We start from the raw sequence: 17,891 nt of genomic DNA, 5'->3' as shown, positions 1-17,891 counted from the left end.
TCTCCTCTTCGAGTGCTCGTCGCTGATCGCGACGCGGATGCCGGCGTCAGACAGCGACGGGATCGGCGGCGTGCACCGCGGCGAGCGTCCGGTCGATCTCCGAGCGGCGGGTCGCGGCGTCCCAGCCCATCACATCCGAGACGGCGTAGGCCACCTCTTCGACGACCTCGCGGGTCGCCTCACCGCGGAAGCCGATGTTCGTGCGGCGCAGGAAGATGTCGTCGAGGTGCACGACCGATTCGCTGGTCGCCATGTGACGGAACTCTCCCGAGCTGAATCGCGGCAGCGTCGACAGGGGCGCGTCGTCGTCGTCCTGGCGGAGCGCGGTGGCGACGGCCAGCGCGTGCGTGCCGTAGCGGTGCAGCAGACGCGTACCGCGCTCGAGTCCGAAGTCCGAGAGGTGCTGGTGCACCCATTCGTCGCGGTCGGCGTCGGCGCGGGGGAACCCGACGGCGCCGCCGATCGGCAGACCCTTGGTGGAGCGGACGCGCTCGCGGCCGATCCGGGTCATCAGCTCGTCGGTCAGTCGCGCGGCGACGGCGCGGAACGTGGTCCACTTGCCGCCGACCAGGCTGAGCACCGACACGCGGTCCGACCCGGGGAGGATCGCCTCTTCGATGCGGTAGTCGCGCGAGACGAAGCCCGCGGCCATGTCGCCGTGGCCGGGGAGGGGACGGACACCCGAGTAGCGGTGGACGATCTGCGAGCGGTCGACGGGGATCGTCGGGAAGACGTGACCGATGAGGTCGAGGAAGTAGTCGACCTCCTCCTCGGTGCAGACAGCCGGCTCGGACATGTCGTGCTCGAGGTCGCTCGTGCCGACCAGGACGCGACCGTTGAGGGGGTAGATGAGGACAATGCGTCCGTCGGAGTGCTCGAAGAACAGCTCGCGTCCTCCGGTGGCCTGCATGAGCTCGGGGTGGTCGAGGACGATGTGCGACCCCTTGGTGCCGCCCATGTAGCGGGTGGCGTCGCCGAGCGCGCGGTTGGCGAGGTCGGTCCACGGCCCCGCCGCGTTGAGGACGACGGATGCCGCGAACGGGAACTCCTCGCCGCTCTCCTCGTCGCGGAGCACGACCTTGCCATCCTGGACGCCCGCGGCCGAGACGTAGTTCGCGGCGCGGGCCCGGCTGCCGCCGACGGCGATGCCGTCCCGGACGAGATCGAGGCCGAGGCGCTCGGGGTCGCGGAGCGAGGCATCCCAGTACGTGGCGGTGTACTTGACGTCGGGGTTGAGGTCGGGCAGGGCGCGGAGCGACCGGCGGCGACCGTGGAACGTGTGGCGGGGGACCTTGCCGCCGCCGCGCGAGAACGAGTCGTAGATGATGAGCCCCACCTTGATGAGGAGGGCGCCGCGTTCGGTCGAGGCCGTCTTGCGATGCAGCACCATGCGGAGCGGTGCCGACAGGAGGCCCGAGAAGGTCGAGAAGATCGGCACGGTGGTGCGGAGCGGTCGGACGTAGTGAGCCGCCGTCGTGAGCAGGTCGTTGCGCTCGGTGACGGCTTCGTGGACGAGTCGGAGCTCGCCGTTCTCGAGATAGCGGATGCCGCCGTGGATCATGTGGCTCGACGCGGCCGACGCTCCGGAGAGGAAGTCGCTCTTCTCGACCAGGGCGACGTCGATGCCCTGGAGGGCCAGGTCGCGGAAGGTCGCGACGCCGTTGATGCCGCCGCCGATGATGAGCACGTCCGCCTGGGGCCGCTCCCGCAGCGCCGCTGTCGTCGATCGGATGTCCGCGTTCACGTCACACTCCCACTTCTGCCGGGTGTCGACCCGGTCGCCTCAGACCGCCACCGCAGTGGCTGATGGGACCAATGATGACATTCGTGGACGGGATTGCAGTCGCCATGCACATACGTGCACACTGTCATCCGTGGAAGAGACGCTCGATCCCGACGACATCCGTCGCGCCCTCACGGCCGCGCACCTGTACTACGTCCAGGACCGCACGATGGAAGCCATCGCGCGCGAACTCGGGACCTCCCGATCGACGGTGTCGCGCCTGCTGTCGCGTGCCCGCGCGACCGGGATCGTGGACATCCGCATCCGCTCCCCCTTCGCCGCGCCGCAGCTGCTCGAGCAGAACCTCGCGGACCGCTACGGCATCACCGCGCATGTCGTTCCGGTGCCCGACGACGCCAGCGACGTGGAGCGACTCGAGCGCGTCGCGACGGCTGCCGCCCACCTGCTCGGCGACCTCATCGTCGCGGACACCACCGTGGGGATCGCCTGGGGGTCGACGACGGCGGCGGTCAGCCGGCGCCTCGTCCCGAAGTCCGTGCACGGCACGACGTTCGTGCAGCTGAACGGCTCGGGGAACACGCGGACGACGGGCCTGCTGTACGCCAGCGACATCCTCAGCCGCTTCGCCGAGGCCTACGGCGGAAACGCGCAGCAGTTCCCGGTGCCGGCGTTCTTCGACGACCCGCGCACGAAGCACGCGATGTGGCGGGAACGCAGCACCACTCGCATCCTCGCCATCCAGGCGGCGATGGACCTCGTCGTCTTCAGCGTCGGCGCCGCCGACTCGCGCGTCCCCAGCCACGTCTACTCCGGCGGCTATCTCGAACCCGAAGAGCTCGCCGCGCTCGACGGCGAGGGGGTGGTGGGCGACGTCGCGACGGTGTTCTACCGGCTCGACGGCTCCACGCGCGGGATCGAGCTCAACGACCGCGCGACGGGCCCGCGGTTCGACGTGCTCCGCCGCGTGCCGAGTCGCGTCTGCATCGTCTCGGGCGTCGACAAACGCGACAGTCTGCGCGGGGCGCTCGCCGCCCGCCTCGTCACCGAGCTGGTCGTCGATGAGGCGACCGCCCGCGCGCTGACCGAATGACCTCGGAAGTCAAGAGATGACGCGGGAATGAAACCGGCGAAGAGCGGTTGATTACACTGCAAGAGCAAGAAACGTGCTCCGGGGTCGGTGGGAATCCGAACCGGCGGTGACAGTCCGCGAGCGGGACCCAGGTCCTGCTGATCCGGTGGAAATCCGGAACCGACGGTGATGCGACGAGAGTCGCTAGTCCGGATGGGAGGCAGCACGGTGGATGCGGCGACGCCGCACCCGCCTGTCGCGCCCGCGCCCCGGAGAACCCCATCGTGAGGATCCGGATGAGTGTCACCGACGCGGAGCGCAGCGCGCTCCGTCACGCGTTCGCGCTCGCGACGAACGGGCCTCGCGGCCTGAACCCGCAGGTCGGGGCCGTCATCCTCTCGCCCGAGGGCGCCGTGCTCGCCGAGGGCTGGCACCACGGCGCCGGCACCCCCCATGCCGAGATCGACGCGCTGTCGAAACTGGGGCCGGATGCCGCGCGCGGCGCCACCGCCGTCGTGACCCTCGAGCCCTGCAACCACACCGGCCGCACCGGCCCGTGCGCCGTCGCCCTCATCGAGGCCGGGGTCGCACGCGTCGTCTACTCCGCCGAGGACCCGGGTGCCGTCTCGTCCGGAGGCGCAGAGCGCTTGCACGCCGCCGGTGTCGACGTCGAGGGGGGCGTGCTCCGCGAGGAGGGCGAAGACCTCATCTCGTCGTGGCTGACCGTGCAGCGCCTGGGGCGACCGCATGTCACCGTCAAGTGGGCGCAGTCGCTCGACGGTCGGGCCGCGGCATCCGACGGCACCAGCCAATGGATCACGGGCCCCGACGCACGCGCGGACGTCCACCGCCGCCGCTCACGGGCGGATGCGATCGTCGTCGGCACCGGCACCGTCCTCGCCGACGACCCCGAGCTCACGGCACGCACCGCGGACGGATCGCTCTACGAGGACCAGCCGCGGCCGGTCGTCGTCGGAATCCGCGCGGTGCCCCAGGAGGCCGCACTCCGGCGCCACCCGCGGCCGTTCATGCAGGACGAGGGCGAGGATCTCCGCGACCTGCTCGACAGGCTCCGCGAACTCGGCGCTCACCGCGTGTTCCTCGAGGGCGGCCCGACGCTCGCGGCGTCGTTCCTGCGCCAGGGGCTCGTCGACGAGCTCCTCGTGTACGTCGCGCCGACCCTGATCGGCGGAGACCGCGTCGCGGTCGGCGACATCGGAGTCACGACGATCGCAGAGCAGCGCCGACTCGAGATCGTCGGCCTCGACAGACTCGGTGACGACATCCTCGTCACCTTGACCCCCAAGGAGGGCTGATGTTCACGGGCATCATCGAAGAGCAGGGCGTCATCACCGCCATCGATCCGTCCGGCGACGGCGTGCGCCTCGCGGTCCGCGCACCGCTCGCGGTCTCGGACGCGCAGCGCGGCGACTCGATCTCCATCAGCGGGGTCTGCCTCACGGTCACCGACCAGACGCCGGAGGGGTTCACCGCCGACGTCATGAAGCAGACGCTCGACATGTCGACGCTCGGCACGCTCGCCGTCGGCTCCCCCGTCAACGTCGAGCGCGCCCTGGCCGCGCACACCCGGCTCGGCGGTCACATCGTGCAGGGGCACGTCGACGGCACCGGCGAGGTGCTCGAGGTGCGCCCCGGCGAGCAGTGGCGCGTCATCCGCGTCTCGCTGCCCGCAGACCTCGCCCCCCTCGTCGTCGACAAGGGATCGATCACCGTGCAGGGCGTCTCGCTCACCGTCTCGGACGTGTCGGACGCCGACGCGTCGTCGCAGTGGTTCGAGATCTCCCTCATCCCCGAAACCCTCGAGGTGACCACTCTCGGCGCGCTGACGCCCGGCGACCGGGTCAACCTCGAAACCGACATCCTGGCGCGGCACGTGCAGCGTCTGCTCCGATTCGCCTCACCCGACGGCATCCCGTCTACAGAAGAAGGAGGCTCCCGATGAGCCTTTCGTCCATCCCCGACGCCCTGGCAGCCCTCAAAGAAGGCCGACCGATCCTGGTCGCCGACGACGAGAGCCGCGAGAACGAGGGCGACATCATCATCTCCGCCGAGCTGGCCTCGCCGGAGTGGCTCGCCTGGACCATCCGGTGGTCCAGCGGCTTCCTCTGCGCGCCGATGCCGGCGGACTGGGCCGACCGGCTCGACCTGCCGCCGATGGTCGAGGTCAACCAGGACGCCCGCAGCACCGCGTACACCGTGAGCGTCGACGCCGCCGACGGCGTCACGACCGGCATCAGCGCGTCGGACCGCGCCCGGACGGCCAACGTCCTCGCGGACCCGACGTCGGTCCCCGCCTCCCTCATCCGCCCCGGCCACGTGCTCCCGCTCCGCGCCGTCGACGGCGGCGTGCGCGAGCGCGCCGGGCACACCGAAGCCGCGGTCGAGCTCATGCAGCTCGCCGGCCTCCAGCCCGTCGCCGTCATCGGCGAAGTGGTCGCGGACGACGGCAGCATGATGCGGATGCCGGGCCTGCTGGAGATGGGTGAACGCGAAGGCATCCCCGTCATCACGATCGAACAGCTCATCGCGCACGTGAGCGCAGCCGACGGCGACAGCGCCGCCGCACACACAGACCACATCGGCAAGCGTCGAGTGAGCCTGCGCGCGGAGGCGAAGGTTCCGACCTCGCACGGGGAGTTCCGCTTCCTCGCATACAAGGACCGCATCACCGGCACCGACCACATCGCCGTCGTCTCGGGCGAGCTCACCGAGGAGGCGCCGCTCGTGCGCGTCCACTCGGAGTGCCTGACCGGTGAGGCCTTCGGCTCGCTGAAGTGCGAGTGCGGTCCGCAACTCGAGGCGGCCCTGGACGCCATCGAGCAGGACGGCGGCGTCGTCATCTACATGCGCGGCCACGAGGGTCGCGGCATCGGACTCATCAACAAGCTGCGGGCCTACAGCCTTCAGGAGCGCGGCCTCGACACGGTCGACGCGAACCTCGCACTCGGCCTGCCGGCCGACGCACGCGACTACGCGGCGGCCGCCGGCATCCTCACCGACCTCGGCGTCAAGCAGATCCGTCTGCTGACCAACAACACCGACAAGGTCGCGCAGCTGCGCGCACTCGGCCTGACGATCGTCGACCAGGTGCCGCTGCTCGTCGGGGTCGGCGCGAACAACCACCAGTACCTGGCGACGAAGGCCGACCGCATGGGTCACATCATCGACGCCGACGAACTGCGCGAAGCACTCGCGCACAGCGAGGAGCACAACGCATGAGCGGCCACGGAGCACCCCAGACCGAGATCGTCGACGCGAGCGACCTGTCCGTCGTCGTCGTCGCCGGCCAGTGGCACGACGTGATCACCGACGGGTTGATCGCCGGCGCGAAGCGCATCCTCGACGCGTCGGGCGCCTCGTGGCGACTCGTCCGCGTGCCGGGATCGTTCGAGCTGCCGGTCGCCGCCAAGGCGGCACTCGACGAGGGCGCCGACGCGGCCGTCGCCCTCGGAGTCATCATCCGGGGCGGCACTCCCCACTTCGACTTCGTGTCCTCCGCCGCGACCGACGGCCTCACCCGCGTGGCGCTCGACACCGGCAAGCCCGTCGGCTTCGGCGTCCTGACGCTGGACGACGAGCAGCAGGGACTCGACCGGGCGGGCCTGGAGGGCTCGAAGGAGGACAAGGGTGCGGAAGCAGCGGATGCCGCGATCCGCACCGCACTCGTCCTCCGCGACCTCCGCGTCTGACCGCTCGACCCGATGCTGCGTGGGATCTCCACCTTCAGGTAGCCTGAGGGAATGGAGACCCTGCGCAGCATCGTCGTTCTCGTCCACCTCATCGGATTCGCGACGCTCTTCGGTGCGTGGGTGGTCGAACTCGTCGGTCAGCGCCGCGTGACCCGCATCATGCACTGGGGACTCGGCATCGCCCTTGTGGCCGGCCTCGCGCTGTCGGCGCCCTGGGGACTCGATCACGACCTCAACTACGTCAAGATCGGCATCAAGCTCGTCATCCTGGTGATCATCGGCGGGCTCCTCGGCGCGGGCGCGGGACGTCTGCGGAAGTCGGGCTCCGTCCCCGCGGGGATCTTCTGGCCCATCGGCATCCTGACGCTCGTCAACGCGGGCCTCGCCGTCATCTGGCGCTGACCGGGACTTCTCGCGCGACGCGCGGGAGTAGGGTGGAGGTTTGCGTCGACCACTCCGTCGACGCATCGGTGATCCCAGTGCTGTGATGCCCTCGCGTCACCCCTGCGAGCGCATCCGCCGCCGACACGTCCCATGAGGACCCACCGCTTCGTTCCGAAGGTCCCCCGCATGTCATCCGCAGCACCCGCGGCACCCGCCGCACCCGCCAATCCGCGCTCCCGCGTCATCACCGCGAGTCTGATCGGCACGACGATCGAGTTCTACGACTTCTACGTCTACGCGACCGCCGCCGTCCTCGTCTTCCCCATCCTCTTCTTCCCTGCCGGCAACGACACCACGAACCTGCTGCTGTCGTTCAGCATCTTCGGCGCGGCCATGGTCGCGCGCCCCGTCGGCGCCGTCATCTTCGGCCACTTCGGCGACAAGTTCGGTCGCAAGGCCACGCTCGTCGGATCGCTCCTGACGATGGGCGTCGCGACGTTCCTCATCGGCTTCCTGCCGACGTACGGTCAGGTCGGCATCGTCGCCCCGATCCTGCTCCTGATCCTCCGCCTCGCGCAGGGCTTCGCCCTCGGCGGCGAGTGGTCGGGCGCTGCGCTCGTCGCGACCGAGAATGCTCCGAAGGGAAAGCGAGCCTGGTACGGCACGTTCCCGCAGCTCGGTGCGCCGATCGGCTTCATCATCGCCAACACCGTCTTCCTGGTGATCTACTTCCTCCTCCCCCACCCGGACGGACCCGCGCAGCGCAGCGAGGAGTTCCTCGCCTGGGGCTGGCGCGTGCCGTTCCTGTTCTCGGCGGTCATGGTCATCGTCGGTCTCTACGTGCGCCTGAAGCTCGTCGAATCGGCGACGTTCGCGAAGGCCGAGAAGACCGGGGCGATCCGCAAGTTCCCGCTGGGTGAAGTCGTCCGACGCCACTGGAAGCAGCTCATCCTCGGCACGTTCATCATGCTGGCGACCTACGTGCTCTTCTACCTGATGACCAGCTTCACCCTGGCGTACGGCACCAAGGCCACCACCGACGGTGCCGCCGCGGCCGCCCAGGCCGCCGGGACGCCCTTCGACGCGGCCACCTATGTGCCCGGCCTCGGGTTCGGGTACACGGACTTCGTCATCATGCAGATCGTCGGCGTCATCTTCTTCGGCGTCTTCACACTGCTGTCCGGCCCCGTCGCCGACTCGATCGGACGTCGTCGCCTGCTGCTGTGGATCACGGGACTCATCGGCGTCTTCGGCCTGCTGTTCAACGTGTTCCTGCTGCCCCAGCTCGACCCGAAGTTCAGCGGTGCACTCGTGCAGGCGTTCCTCATCCTCGGGTTCATGCTCATGGGCGCGACGTTCGGCCCGATGGGGGCCCTGTTGCCCGAGCTCTTCCCGACGAACGTCCGCTACACGGGGTCGGCGATCTCGTACAACGTGTCGTCGATCCTCGGGGCCGCGCTCGCGCCGATCGTCGCGACCGCACTGTGGGCGGCCGCGGGCGGATCGCCCTGGCTCGTCGGCGTCTACCTGTCGGGCTCCGCGGTCCTGACCTTCATCGCCCTGTGGCTATCGAAGGAGACGAAGGACGTCGAGTACGAGACCAACATCGGACACGCCGAGGCCGTCACCAGCTGACCTCACGCTGAACCGACGGATGCCGCGGCCCACCCCATCGGGAGGGCCGCGGCATCCGTTCTGTCAAGAGTTCCCCTCGGGCACGAGGCGGGTCTATCGTCGGCCTCACAGGCACACGAGGGAGTGGACCATGGCTATCAAGAAGGTCACCCAGGCATCGGTCGTCGAGTACGACCAGACCGGCGGGCCGGAGGTGCTGCATCTCGTCGACCGCCCCCTCGCCGAGCCCCGCCAGGGCGAGGTGACCGTCGAGGTCATGACGATGGGCCTCAATCACATCGACGGTTTCGTCCGCTCGGGCGCCGAGAAGGAATGGGACGACGAGTTCCCGCGCCGTTCGGGCAGTTGCTTCGCAGGCACCGTCATCGCGGTCGGGCCCGAGACGTCCGGCTTCCCCGTGGGCAGTGACGTCGTCGGCCACCTCCGCTCGGGCGCCCAGGCCAGCCACCTCACGATCTCGGTCGACCGCCTGGTCCGCAAGCCCAAGAACGTGACCTTCGAGACGGCGGGCGGGCTGTACCTGGCCGGGACGACGGCCCTCGACATCCTCGACGAACTGAAGGTCGGTGCCGGGGACACCGTCGTCATCTCGGCTGCCGCGGGCGGTGTCGGAAGCGTCGAGGCTCAGATCGCGATGCATCGCGGCGCCCGCGTGATCGGAACGTGCGGCGCCCGCAATTTCGACTATCTGCGACAGCTCGGCGTGAAGCCGGTGCAGTACGGCGATGGGATCGTCGACCGCATCCGTGCGCTCGCCCCCGACGGAGTCAGCGCCTACATCGACAACTTCGGCCAAGACGGACAGGACATCGCCGGGGCGCTGGGCGTCCCGGCAGGCAAGTTCCGCTCGAGCGCCGACCGGCGTGACCGCGAGGTCGCCCTGCTCTCGGACGAGCCCGATGCGGTCGCGCACGGGACGGATCAGCTTCGGAAAGTCGTGGATCTCGCCGAGAAGCGCGCCGTGAACGTGCTCGTCTCGGGCTTCTATCCGCTGGCCGACGTCGCCGAGGCGTACGACGACCTGCTGAAGCTGCACTCCCGAGGCAAGGTCGTCCTCGCGACGCATCCCGTGAATCCGCGTCGCATCCGCAAGGCGCGCGAGGTCATGGAGTCCGGCCGCTGATCCTCAGTCGAGGAACAGTGCGCGCAGGCGCTTCGTCGTGAAGACGAGGCCGATCGCGATCATCACGACGTAGTAGAGGACGTGCCAGAGCATGTCGACCGACAGGATGCCGAGGGTCAGCCCGCGGAGGAGTTCCACGCCGTGCCAGAGGGGCAGTGCCATGACGATCGACTGCACCCACTCGGGGTAGACGGTGATCGGGTAGAACGTCGCCGAGAAGAGGAACATGGGCAGCAGCACGAAGTTGATCCAGTCCATGTGCTGGAACGTCTTCATGTAGCTCGTGATCGCCATTCCCAAGCTCGCGAAGCCGAACGCGATCAGAAGCACCGCCGGAATCGCGAGGATCGCGGTCCAGGCGAGGTTCAGCCCGAGCACCTGCATGACGATCATGAAACCGGTCGCGTAGAGCAGGCCGCGCAGGAGCGCGTAGAGGATCTCGCCGAGGGCGACATCGAGGGGCCCGAGGGACGTGGCCAGCATTCCCTCGTAGAGCTTGCCGTAGTTCAGCTTGAAGAAGACGTTCCAGGTGGAGTCGTAGATCGCGCCGTTCATCGCGGACACGGCCAGGAGGGCGGGCGCGATGAACGCGGCGTAGCTGACGTCGATCCCCTGCGAGGTCTGGACGTCGCCGATGAGCTTGCCGAGCCCGAGACCCATCGACGCGAGGTAGAAGACCGGCTCGAAGAAACCGGACAGGACGACGGCCCAGCTCGAGGATCGGGCGGCGAGGAATCCGCGCTGCACGACGGCGCCGGGGTTGCCCGCCCAAAGGGCACGCACTCCCCCGACCCGCTCGGCCGTCACAGCGCTCACTTCGCGAGCCTCTCGGTGAAGACCTTCCGACCCCACAGGTAGCCGATTCCCGTCAGCACGATGAGATACCCGAGGTGGACGACGACCATGACCGGCGGCACCGCGGCGCCGTACGTACCCAGGCGACCGAGCTCGGCGCCGTGCCACAGCGGCGAGACCCACCCGATCCACTGCAGCCAGACGGGCAGCGTCTCGAGGGGGTAGAAGGTGCCCGAGAAGAGGAACATCGGCATGAAGATGAAGCGCTGGACGAGCGCGAACTGCCCCTTGTCGTCTTCGATCGAGCCGGCGTAGGCCATGAGCGGGATGCCGAACGCGAGGCCCGCGAGGATGCCCGCCGGGATCGCGATCCACCCGGTCTCGGGGTTCGGCACCGTCGTCCACCCGATGCCGAGGGCACCGAGGAGCCAGATGAAGAGGTAGTACGCCGCGACCGCGAACGTCATGCGGGCGGCCGCGCCGATGATGACGCCGTTGGCGATCTGCGGGCTCGACAGGGCGGACGCGTTGAACCCGAAGAAGTACCGTCGCCACTTGAACCCGGCCATGACGGGGTACGTCATCTCCTCGGAGGCGACGGAGATCGCCGCCGTGACGAGGAGCGCGGGTGCGACGAAGACGAGGTAGTCGACCTGCACGCCGCGGTCGTCGATCGGCGTCCGGATGAGCGCGGCGAGGCCGGCGGCCAAGCCGAGCAGATACAGAACCGGCTGCCCGAGCGCTCCGACCACGATGGTCCAGCCGTAGGCGCGCATCGCCCGGACCATGTGCTCCGTGACGTACCAGCTGCCGAATCGACGGGGCTTGCGCCCCCACTCCATCGCTTCTGCCCGCAGCTCGTCGAGCGTCGGCTGCGCCGCCTGTGTCGTCTCGCTCATTCGATGAGCGACCGTCCCGTGAGGCGGAGGAACACGTCCTCCAGGCTGGACCGACGGACGAGGCTCGTCATCGGCTGCAGGCCCGACGAGGTGACCCGTTCGAGGGCGGCCTCACCGTCGTGGGCATAGACGAGGATGCGGTCCGGCAGCACCTCGACGCGGTCGCCGATACCCTGCAGCTGGGCGGCGACCTGCTCGTTGCGGTCGGAACCGAAGCGCACCTCGAGCACCTCGCGGCTGGAATATTCGCGGATGAGGGAGGCCGGGCTCCCCTCGGCCATGATGCGCCCCTTGTCGACGACGACGAGCCGGTCGCAGAGCTGTTCGGCCTCGTCCATGTAGTGGGTCGTGAGGACGAGCGTCGTGCCCCGCTCCTTGAGGCGGAACAGGCGGTCCCAGAGCACGTGACGCGCCTGCGGATCAAGGCCCGTCGTGGGCTCGTCCAGGAGCAGGATGCGCGGGTCGTTGATGAGCCCGCGAGCGATCGTCAGGCGGCGCTTCATCCCGCCGGAGAGCTGGTCGACCTTGTTCTTCGCCTTGTCCTCGAGCTGGGCGAACGCCAGCAGCTCATCGGCCTTCTCGGCGCACACCTTGCCCGGGAGGCCGAAGTACCGCCCGTAGATGTAGAGGTTCTCGCGCGCGTTGAGCTCGCCGTCCAGGTTGTCCTGCTGCGGGACGACGCCCAGGCGCGAACGAATCTCGGGGCCGTGCCGGTCGGGGTCCAGCCCCAGGATCGACAGGTTCCCGCTCGTCCGGGTCGACACGGCGCCGATCATCTTCATCGTCGTCGATTTACCGGCGCCGTTCGGGCCGAGCAGACCGAAGGACTCCCCCGGTGCGACCTCGAACGACAGTCCGTCGACGGCGACGAAGTCGGGCTTGCCCTTGCTCTTGTAGGCCTTCACGAGCTTCTCGGCGCGGATCACGGGTTCTGGCACCGGACCACACTATCGACGGGCGGGGACACGGTCAGGACGGAGGAAGATAGAGGGATGTCCACGCCTCGCCGCGGTCTGCGCCGCCCCTCGAAGGACGACGGCCCCCGCGCCAGCCTCCGTCAGCTCGTCCCCTTCCTCCTCGAACACAAGCGTGTTCTCGTGGTGGTCGGCGTCCTCAGCGTGCTCGAAGCGGTCGCCACCCTCATCCAGCCGCTCCTCGTCGGGAACGTCATCGGCCGGGTGCAGGCGGGCCAGGCCCTCGGCATCCTCGTCTGGGTCCTCGTCGGCCTCGTCGTCGTGTCCTCGCTCATCGGCGGATTCCAGCACTACCTGCTGCAGCGCACCGGCACCGCGGTCGTCTACTCGAGCCGTCGCCGACTGATCGCCAAGCTCCTGCACCTGCCGGTGCAGGAGTACGACGCTCGGCGCACCGGCGACCTGGTGTCGCGGGTCGGCACGGACACGACCCTGCTCTACGCCGTCCTCACGCAGGGGTTCGCGGACTCGATCGGGAACGCCCTCATCTTCGTCGGCGCGATCATCGCGATGCTCATCATCGACCCGATCCTGCTGCTGCTGATCGTCGTCGTCATCGGCGCCTCGGCGACGGTCGTCGTCGTGCTGAGCGGCCGCATCCGTCGGGCCACGCTCGAGCAGCAGGAGAAGGTGGGCGCGCTCGCCTCCGGCGTCGAGCGGGCGATCGGCTCGATCCGCACGATCCGCGCCTCGGGCGCGGAGGCCCGTGAGCAGGACACCATCTCGTCGACAGCCAGCGAGGCCTACGACGCCGGCGTGAAGGTCGCGAAGGCCTCGGCGGTCGTCGTCCCCGTCGCGGGAATCGCCCTGCAGGTCTCGCTCCTCGTCGTGCTCGGCGTGGGCGGGTTCCGCGTCGCATCCGGCGCCATCGAGATCGCTCAGCTCGTCGTCTTCGTGATGTTCCTCTTCTTCCTCGTGCAGCCCCTCGCCTCCTTCTTCGGCGCGATCACCTCGGTGAACCAGGCGCTCGGCGCGCTCGGCCGCATCCAGGAGGTCCTCGACCTGCCGGACGAGACGGCCGAGGATGCCGCGATCGCCGCATCCGCCGCCTCACCGTCCGCCGACTCGACGGCCGCCATCGAGTTCCGCGACGTGCACTTCTCCTATCCCGAAGCGGTCATCCGCGCCCGCCGGAGCGCGCAGGATGAGGCGATCAAGACCCTCGCCGACGCCCGCGCGCCCCTCCCCGAGGAGTCGGAGCCCGAACCCGAGGCGACCGTGCTCCGAGGTGTCTCGTTCGAGGTGCCGCGCGGGGCCCGCGTCGCACTCGTCGGCCCGTCGGGGGCCGGCAAGTCGACGACCCTCTCGCTCATCGAGCGGTTCTACGACCCGACCGCCGGCGCGATCCTCATCGACGGCATCGATGCCCGCGCGCTCGACCGCCTGTCGCTGCGCGCCCGACTCGGGTACGTGGAACAGGACGCCCCCACACTGGCGGGCACGATCGCCGACAACCTGCGCCTCGCATCCCCGAACGCGACCGACGCGGACTGCGAACGCGTGCTCGACGCCGTGAACCTCACCGAGGTGCTCGAGCGCTCACCTCTGCGCCTGGAAGCACCGGTGGGAGAGGCGGGCGTGATGCTCTCCGGTGGCGAGCGTCAGCGCCTCGCGATCGCGCGGGCCTTGCTGGCCGCTCCGCCGATCCTGCTGCTCGACGAATCCACATCGTCCCTCGACGGCCTCAACGAGCAGCGGATGCGCGACGCGATCGACGCGGTCGCCGCGGGTCGCACGCTCGTCGTCATCGCACATCGGCTCTCGACGGTCGTCGACAGCGACCTCATCGTCGTCCTCGATCACGGCCGCGTTGTGGGTCAGGGCACGCACGACGAGCTCGTGCGCGACGTGCCGCTCTACCGCGACCTCGCCGCCCGCCAACTGCTGGTCTGAAGGCTCCCCCGAACGCACCGCGACCCGACGCGAACTGCGACTCCCGGCATCCGGGAACAGCAGTTCTCGTCGGGTCGACGCCTGGTGCGGGAGGCTCAGGCCTCCTGCTGCGCGCGCTGCAGGCGGTAGCGCAAGGCGGCGAGCTCGGCGTAGAGGGCCGGCGGGACCTTGCCGTCGAACGTCCGGTAGAACTCCTCGGTGAGGTCGGCTTCGGCGAGCCAGGATGCCGGGTCCACCGCGAACAGCTCGTCGAGATCGGTCTGCGGCACCTCGATCCCCGCGAGGTTCAGGTCGTCGGTCTTCGGCAGGCGCCCGACGGGGCTGTCCACGGCGCCGACGGACCCGTCGATGCGGCGGATGATCCAGTCGATGACGCGGGCGTTGTCGCCGAAGCCGGGCCACAGGAAGCGCCCGTCCGAGCCCTTGCGGAACCAGTTGACCTGGAAGATGCGCGGAGCCCGGTCGAAGCGCAGCTTCTCACCGACCGTCAGCCAGTGGCCGAAGTAGTCCGCCATGTTGTAGCCGCAGAAGGGCAGCATCGCGAAAGGGTCGCGGCGCAGCTCGCCGACGAGCCCCTCGGCGGCGGCGGTGCGCTCGGACGAGATGTTCGAGCCCATGAAGACGCCGTGGGTCCAGTCGGTGGCCTCGACCACCAGCGGGACGTTGGTGGCACGGCGTCCGCCGAACAGGATCGCGTCGAGCGGGACGCCCTCGGGGGCATCCCAGTCCGCGGCGATCTGCGGGCACTGCCCCGCACTCACGGTGAAGCGCGAGTTCGGGTGGGCGGCGGGACGACCGGATGCCGGGGTCCAGGGCTTGCCCTCCCAGTCGGTGAGCTCGGCCGGCGCCTCGTCGGTCAGGCCCTCCCACCACACGTCGCCGTCGGGACGGAGCGCGACGTTCGTGAAGATCGTGTTGCCCCAGAGAGTGTCGACCGCCGTCACGTTCGTCGATTCGCCCGTCCCCGGCGCGACGCCGAAGAAGCCGGCTTCGGGGTTGATGGCCCAGAGGCGGCCGTCCTCACCCGGACGCAGCCAGGCGATGTCGTCGCCGAGCGTCTCGACCCGCCACCCGGGGATGGTCGGGCGGAGCATGGCGAGGTTCGTCTTGCCGCAGGCCGAAGGGAACGCTGCGGCGACGTGGTAGGCCTTGCCCGCGGGGTCGATGACGCGGATGAGCAGCATGTGCTCGGCGAGCCAGCCCTCGTCGCGGCCGATCACCGAGGCGATCCGCAGCGCGAAGCACTTCTTGGCGAGGATCGCGTTACCGCCGTAGCCGGAGCCGAACGACCAGACCTCGAGCGTCTCGGGGAAGTGGACGATGTACTTCTCGTCGTTGCAGGGCCACGCCTCGTCCTGCTGTCCGGGAGCGAGCGGCGCGCCCACCGAGTGCACGGTCTTGACCCAGGGCTTGCCGTCGGCGATCTGCTGCAGCACCTCGGCGCCCACGCGCGTCATGATGCCGATGGACGTGACCGCGTAGGCGCTGTCGGTCACCTGAACGCCGATGTGCGAGAGCGGGCCGCCCACGGCGCCCATCGAGAAGGGCACGACGTACATCGTCCGGCCGCGCATGCTGCCCTCGAAAAGGGGCGTGATGGTCGCGCGGATCTCGTCGGGCGCGATCCAGTTGTTGGTGGGCCCGGCATCCTCTTCACGCTCCGAGGCGATGAAGGTGCGACCCTCGGTGCGGGCGACGTCGCTCGGGTGCGAGCGGGCGAGGTAGGACCCGGGACGCCACTCGGGGTTGAGCTTGATGAGCTTGCCCTCATCGACCTGCTGGCGCAGCAGCGCGTCGTTCTCGGCGGCCGAGCCGTCGACCCAGTGGATGCGGGCGGGCTGCGTGAGCGCCGCGATCTCGTCGACCCACGCGTGGAGGGCCGCCATGCCCTCTCCGGTGACGGCGGGACGGATGCCGGTGGGCGCCGGCGTCGAGCGGGCGACGATCGGCGTCGAGCCGGTACGGGTGGGGCGGGTGAACAGGTCTGCGATGGCCATTCGGCGCTCCTCGGTCGGGGTGGGCGTATCTCCACTGTGCGCCCCAACAACCCACTCTTTTCGCAATTCTCTGCGTCAAGAAATGCGATTCTTTCGATAGCATCAAGTTCATGGCGACGCCCCTCCAGCTCTCGACCCTCGGCCACCGCATCCGGCATCAGCGGACCGCCCACGGCTTCACGCTCGACGAACTGGGGGCGCTCGTGGGCATCGCCGGGAGCCAGCTCAGCCTCATCGAGAACGGCAAGCGCGAGCCGAAGCTGTCGGTCCTGCAGGCGATCGCGACGGCGACGGGCACGGACGTGACCGACCTGCTCTCCACGGAGCCCCCGAACCGCCGCGCCGCCCTCGAACTCGACCTGGAGCGCGCGCAGCGGAGCCCCGTGTTCCGCCGCCTCGGCGTCGCCCCGGTGAAGGTCACGAAGACGATGTCGGACGAGACGATCGAGGGCATCCTCGCGCTCCACCGCGAACTCGAGCGGCGCGAACGCGAATCGATCGCGACACCCGAAGAAGCCCGCCGCGCCAACACCGAACTGCGCCTGCGGATGCGGGAGCAGAACAACTACCTGCCCGACATCGAGAAGCTCGCCGAGAAAAAGCTCAAAGCCGCCGGGCACTCCACCGGCGCCTTGACGCACCGCACGGTCAGCATCATGGCGGAGCAGCTCGGGTTCGAACTCATCTACGCGAGCGACCTCCCCCACTCCGCACGATCGGTCACCGACCTCGAGAACGGGCGGATCTACCTGCCCCCGGCATCCATCCCCGGCGGCCACGGCCTGCGGTCGATGGCGCTCCAGGCGATGGCGCACCGTCTGCTCGGGCACACCCCGCCGACCGACTACGCCGACTTCCTGCAGCAGCGCCTGGAGATCAACTACTACGCAGCGTGCTGCCTGATGCCCGAGACCGCGTCGGTCGCCTTCCTGGCCCAGGCCAAGAAGGACCGGAACCTCGCCGTCGAGGACTTCCGCGACGCATTCGGCGTGACCCACGAGGCGGCCGCGATGCGGATGACCAACCTCCTGACGCAGCACCTCGGCATCCCGCTCCACTTCCTGCGCGTCGACGGGGCGGGCGCGATCAACCGCGTCTACGAGAACGACGGGCTGCCGCTGCCGATGGACGTGACGGGATCGGTCGAGGGGCAGGTGGTCTGCCGCAGATTCGCGGCGCGGTCCGCGTTCGCGGAGCAGAACCGGACGACCGAGCACTACCAGTACACCGACACCCCCGGCGGGACGTTCTGGTGCTCGAGCCAGACCGGCTCGACTACGGAGGGCGAGTTCTCGATCACGGTCGGGGTGCCCTTCGACGACGCACGCTGGTTCCGCGGGCGCGAAACGCCGAAGCGGGCGGCCTCGACGTGCCCCGACGAAGCCTGCTGCCGGCGACCCGACGCCGATCTCACCGAACGGTGGAAGGGCAAGGCATGGCCGAGCGCCCGCGTGCACATGCAGATGTTCTCGCCCCTTCCGCGGGGGATGTTCCCCGGCGTCGACGACGGCGAGGTCTACGCGTTCCTGGACCGACACGCCTGAACGCCGTGTTGAGCGCCGCCGGGCGGCGGGTGTACGCTCTCGCGAGTGAGGTTCGCCTAACCTAATCTGCGACGACGTGCAGCAGGTCCCGCGGACGGGCTGCGACGGGGCAGCGGGCACCGGC

15 protein-coding genes and 1 riboswitch are annotated in these 17,891 nt (G+C 69.5%); of the genes, 10 read left to right on the top strand and 5 right to left on the bottom strand.

What is annotated here, in order from left to right; translation table 11 throughout:
- Positions 1-46: 46 nt before the first annotated feature.
- Complete coding sequence (locus Q9S78_RS07450) at positions 47-1,744, bottom strand: glycerol-3-phosphate dehydrogenase/oxidase (protein WP_311869871.1); 1,698 nt, start codon at positions 1,742-1,744, stop codon at positions 47-49.
- 130 nt (positions 1,745-1,874) lie between these two features.
- On the opposite strand from Q9S78_RS07450, the gene Q9S78_RS07445 reads away from it, so the two are divergent.
- The 8 genes from Q9S78_RS07445 (at position 1,875) to Q9S78_RS07410 (ending at position 9,665) form a co-directional block, all read left to right on the top strand.
- Complete coding sequence (locus tag Q9S78_RS07445) at positions 1,875-2,834, top strand: sugar-binding transcriptional regulator (RefSeq protein ID WP_018188797.1); 960 nt, start codon at positions 1,875-1,877, stop codon at positions 2,832-2,834.
- Positions 2,835-2,903: 69 nt separating this feature from the next.
- A riboswitch (FMN riboswitch) is annotated at positions 2,904-3,044 on the top strand.
- A gap of 65 nt (positions 3,045-3,109) precedes the next feature.
- A complete protein-coding gene (gene ribD, locus Q9S78_RS07440; RefSeq protein WP_311869869.1) occupies positions 3,110-4,129 on the top strand; it encodes a bifunctional diaminohydroxyphosphoribosylaminopyrimidine deaminase/5-amino-6-(5-phosphoribosylamino)uracil reductase RibD in 1,020 nt (339 codons plus the stop codon).
- Entirely contained in the window at positions 4,129-4,776 is a 648-nt protein-coding gene (locus Q9S78_RS07435; protein WP_018188799.1) for a riboflavin synthase, read from the top strand. The genes ribD and Q9S78_RS07435 overlap by 1 nt, the downstream gene beginning before the upstream one ends.
- Complete coding sequence (ribA, locus tag Q9S78_RS07430; protein WP_311857693.1) at positions 4,773-6,053, top strand: GTP cyclohydrolase II; 1,281 nt, start codon at positions 4,773-4,775, stop codon at positions 6,051-6,053. The genes Q9S78_RS07435 and ribA overlap by 4 nt, the downstream gene beginning before the upstream one ends.
- On the top strand, positions 6,050-6,523 hold the full coding sequence (gene ribH, locus Q9S78_RS07425) for a 6,7-dimethyl-8-ribityllumazine synthase (protein WP_311857694.1): 474 nt from the start codon (positions 6,050-6,052) through the stop codon (positions 6,521-6,523). The genes ribA and ribH overlap by 4 nt, the downstream gene beginning before the upstream one ends.
- 51 nt (positions 6,524-6,574) lie before the next feature.
- Positions 6,575-6,925 carry a Fe-S protein gene (locus tag Q9S78_RS07420; protein ID WP_311857695.1) on the top strand — a complete coding sequence of 117 codons (351 nt, stop codon included), beginning with the start codon at positions 6,575-6,577 and terminating at the stop codon, positions 6,923-6,925.
- Between the two features lie 168 nt (positions 6,926-7,093).
- On the top strand, positions 7,094-8,542 hold the full coding sequence (locus Q9S78_RS07415; RefSeq protein ID WP_311869867.1) for an MFS transporter: 1,449 nt from the start codon (positions 7,094-7,096) through the stop codon (positions 8,540-8,542).
- A gap of 130 nt (positions 8,543-8,672) precedes the next feature.
- Positions 8,673-9,665 (top strand): NADP-dependent oxidoreductase, encoded by a 993-nt coding sequence (locus Q9S78_RS07410; protein ID WP_311869863.1) that lies wholly within the window; start codon positions 8,673-8,675, stop codon positions 9,663-9,665.
- Positions 9,666-9,668: 3 nt separating this feature from the next.
- Here Q9S78_RS07410 and Q9S78_RS07405 read toward each other — a convergent pair whose 3' ends face one another.
- Genes Q9S78_RS07405 through Q9S78_RS07395 form a run of 3 tightly spaced genes read right to left on the bottom strand, consistent with a single transcriptional unit; the run spans position 9,669 to position 12,297 of the window.
- A complete protein-coding gene (locus Q9S78_RS07405; RefSeq protein ID WP_311869862.1) occupies positions 9,669-10,481 on the bottom strand; it encodes an ABC transporter permease in 813 nt (270 codons plus the stop codon).
- Positions 10,478-11,359 (bottom strand): ABC transporter permease, encoded by an 882-nt coding sequence (locus Q9S78_RS07400; RefSeq protein ID WP_311869861.1) that lies wholly within the window; start codon positions 11,357-11,359, stop codon positions 10,478-10,480. The genes Q9S78_RS07405 and Q9S78_RS07400 overlap by 4 nt, the downstream gene beginning before the upstream one ends.
- Positions 11,356-12,297 (bottom strand): ABC transporter ATP-binding protein, encoded by a 942-nt coding sequence (locus tag Q9S78_RS07395; protein ID WP_116228570.1) that lies wholly within the window; start codon positions 12,295-12,297, stop codon positions 11,356-11,358. Before Q9S78_RS07395 ends, Q9S78_RS07400 begins: the two co-directional genes overlap by 4 nt.
- Before the next feature lie 54 nt (positions 12,298-12,351).
- On the opposite strand from Q9S78_RS07395, the gene Q9S78_RS07390 reads away from it, so the two are divergent.
- The gene (locus Q9S78_RS07390) at positions 12,352-14,226 is read left to right on the top strand and encodes an ABC transporter ATP-binding protein (protein ID WP_311869859.1); all 1,875 of its coding nucleotides are present in this window, start codon (positions 12,352-12,354) and stop codon (positions 14,224-14,226) included.
- 95 nt (positions 14,227-14,321) lie between these two features.
- On the opposite strand, the gene Q9S78_RS07385 is transcribed toward Q9S78_RS07390, so the two are convergent.
- A complete protein-coding gene (locus tag Q9S78_RS07385; protein WP_311869858.1) occupies positions 14,322-16,223 on the bottom strand; it encodes a phosphoenolpyruvate carboxykinase (GTP) in 1,902 nt (633 codons plus the stop codon).
- 110 nt (positions 16,224-16,333) lie between these two features.
- Here Q9S78_RS07385 and Q9S78_RS07380 point away from each other — a divergent pair, with 110 nt between their 5' ends.
- Complete coding sequence (locus tag Q9S78_RS07380; RefSeq protein ID WP_020096702.1) at positions 16,334-17,767, top strand: helix-turn-helix transcriptional regulator; 1,434 nt, start codon at positions 16,334-16,336, stop codon at positions 17,765-17,767.
- Positions 17,768-17,891 lie beyond the last annotated feature (124 nt).

This window comes from Microbacterium aquilitoris, from assembly GCF_031932285.1.
In the GTDB taxonomy this organism is placed as follows: domain Bacteria; phylum Actinomycetota; class Actinomycetes; order Actinomycetales; family Microbacteriaceae; genus Microbacterium; species Microbacterium aquilitoris.
Note: the sequence above shows the minus strand (reverse complement) of the source record. Positions and strands in the feature narration are given on the sequence as shown.

What these genes read in the sequence shown, in the direction of transcription:
- Q9S78_RS07435 (WP_018188799.1), top strand. Translation starts at nt 4,129, where the DNA reads ATGTTCACGGGCATCATCGAAGAGCAGGGCGTCATCACCGCCATCGAT.
- Q9S78_RS07390 (WP_311869859.1), top strand. Translation starts at nt 12,352, where the DNA reads ATGTCCACGCCTCGCCGCGGTCTGCGCCGCCCCTCGAAGGACGACGGC.
- Q9S78_RS07415 (WP_311869867.1), top strand. Translation starts at nt 7,094, where the DNA reads ATGTCATCCGCAGCACCCGCGGCACCCGCCGCACCCGCCAATCCGCGC.
- Q9S78_RS07410 (WP_311869863.1), top strand. Translation starts at nt 8,673, where the DNA reads ATGGCTATCAAGAAGGTCACCCAGGCATCGGTCGTCGAGTACGACCAG.
- ribH (WP_311857694.1), top strand. Translation starts at nt 6,050, where the DNA reads ATGAGCGGCCACGGAGCACCCCAGACCGAGATCGTCGACGCGAGCGAC.
- ribA (WP_311857693.1), top strand. Translation starts at nt 4,773, where the DNA reads ATGAGCCTTTCGTCCATCCCCGACGCCCTGGCAGCCCTCAAAGAAGGC.
- Q9S78_RS07385 (WP_311869858.1), bottom strand. Translation starts at nt 16,223, where the DNA reads ATGGCCATCGCAGACCTGTTCACCCGCCCCACCCGTACCGGCTCGACG.
- Q9S78_RS07420 (WP_311857695.1), top strand. Translation starts at nt 6,575, where the DNA reads ATGGAGACCCTGCGCAGCATCGTCGTTCTCGTCCACCTCATCGGATTC.
- Q9S78_RS07400 (WP_311869861.1), bottom strand. Translation starts at nt 11,359, where the DNA reads ATGAGCGAGACGACACAGGCGGCGCAGCCGACGCTCGACGAGCTGCGG.
- Q9S78_RS07380 (WP_020096702.1), top strand. Translation starts at nt 16,334, where the DNA reads ATGGCGACGCCCCTCCAGCTCTCGACCCTCGGCCACCGCATCCGGCAT.
- ribD (WP_311869869.1), top strand. Translation starts at nt 3,110, where the DNA reads ATGAGTGTCACCGACGCGGAGCGCAGCGCGCTCCGTCACGCGTTCGCG.